The organism is Streptomyces sp. iso_384, from assembly GCF_056172905.1.
Genome location: NZ_JBWBTT010000004.1, coordinates 1 through 1,660 on the forward strand (window position 1 = coordinate 1; position 1,660 = coordinate 1,660).

The following is a 1,660-nucleotide window of genomic DNA, read 5'->3' on the forward strand; positions in this document are numbered from 1 at the left end:
TATCCCATCAAGCCGAGCAGGAGCTGAGGGACCCGACGTGCCTTTCGGGCCGCCCGGACCTGGGCAAATGCGTTCATGCGCGGCAGCAGGGGTGGGTCCTGGCGAGCCGGGACGGAAGTGTGCGTCGTGGAAGCGGGAGGTGCCATATGGCGAGTCTCTAGGTGATCTGGACCTGTATTCCATAGCCAGATTGGCTATGCTGGTCTGGTGAAAATCAGCTCGCATGCGGTAGCACGGATGTTGGGGACCTGGCAGGAGGGGCCGGGGCCGGCGCATCAACGTCTCTCCGACAGGCTGCGTCTGCTCATCCTGGATGGACGCCTCTCCCTCGGTGCGGCCCTGCCGAGCGAGCGTGACCTGGCTGTCGCACTCGGCACCAGCAGAACCACCGTCGGGACCGCATTTCGCACCCTGGTCGAGCACGGATACCTCGCCACACAGGCACGTACCAGGGCAACGGTACGGCTGCCTGATGACACCACGTTCGAGCACCCGGTTGGCACGGGCACAGAGACTATCGACCTGTCATTTGCCGCGCCGGCTGCGCCCGTCGAAATCCTCCATGCTGCGTTCGCGACCGCTCTCGAACAGCTGCCACGACATTTCGAGCGGCACGGCTACGACCGATACGGCACCGCGGAGCTGCGCGAAGCAGTCGCCCGCTGGTATCAGCGGCGAGGACTGCCCACCCGGCCCGATCACATCCTGATCACCAACGGCGCACAGCACGCGCTCGCTCTTCTGACGCGCATACTCCTGTCGCCACGCGACAGAGTTCTCATCGACCATCCGACCTACCCACACGCGATCACGACATTCACTCAAGCGCGCGCCCGACTTCTGCCCGTCGCCGTGACGTCTTCCGGCTGGGACACCGAGCAACTCCAAGCTGCAGGGCAAGCCGCGAACCTGGGCTACCTGATACCTGACTTTCACAACCCGACCGGGATGTGCATGCCCACCAGCGTGCGCCAAAAGCTCAAGCTCGCGTGTCCAACAGTCGTCGACGAGACCATGACCGATCTGGCTCTGGACGTGCCGAGCCCCGAACCTCTCGCGCTGCACATGCCAGCAGCCATCAGCATCGGCTCCGTGTCCAAGAGCATCTGGGGCGGCCTACGCATAGGCTGGATTCGCGCGCTGCCCTCTCTCCTGGAACGCGTCGAACAAGCCCGTCCCACCACAGACCTCGGCACCCCCGTCGTCGAACAGCTCGCCGCAGCCGTCCTCCTGAACGAGCACCAAACCCGGCGGCCGGACACGCTCCAGCAACTCAGGTCGCAACGTGATGCCCTGCGGCAAGCACTCACCGAGCACCTACCGGATATCCATGCCCTGCAACCAGCCGGCGGTGTGACGCTATGGGCCACCTTCCCCGGGCCCGTCAGCTCACGGCTGGCAGCCATGGCGCCTGACCACGGAGTGACCATCGCGGCCGGACCACGATTCGGGATCGGGGGGGCGTTCGAACGCAACATCCGACTGCCGTACACGCTCCCTTCGAGTCAACTGATCCAGGCAATCCGCAGACTCGCGCAGGCAGAACGGGCACTCGCACAAGGCGCTACCGGAACTCACGCCCCCGCACCCATCGCCTGAGCGTCAACAACGTCATGACCCGCAACACCTAGAGTTCGGATGCGAGCTCGGGAGGGTTGGG

At 65.0% G+C, this 1,660-nt stretch carries 1 protein-coding gene; it reads left to right on the top strand.

Annotated features, from left to right (window positions below):
- Window positions 1-207 precede the first annotated feature (207 nt).
- Window positions 208-1,599 carry a MocR-like transcription factor YczR gene (yczR, locus tag AC0VY3_RS36310; protein ID WP_475551812.1) on the top strand — a complete coding sequence of 464 codons (1,392 nt, stop codon included), beginning with the start codon at window positions 208-210 and terminating at the stop codon, window positions 1,597-1,599.
- The last annotated feature ends 61 nt before the right edge of the window (window positions 1,600-1,660 follow it).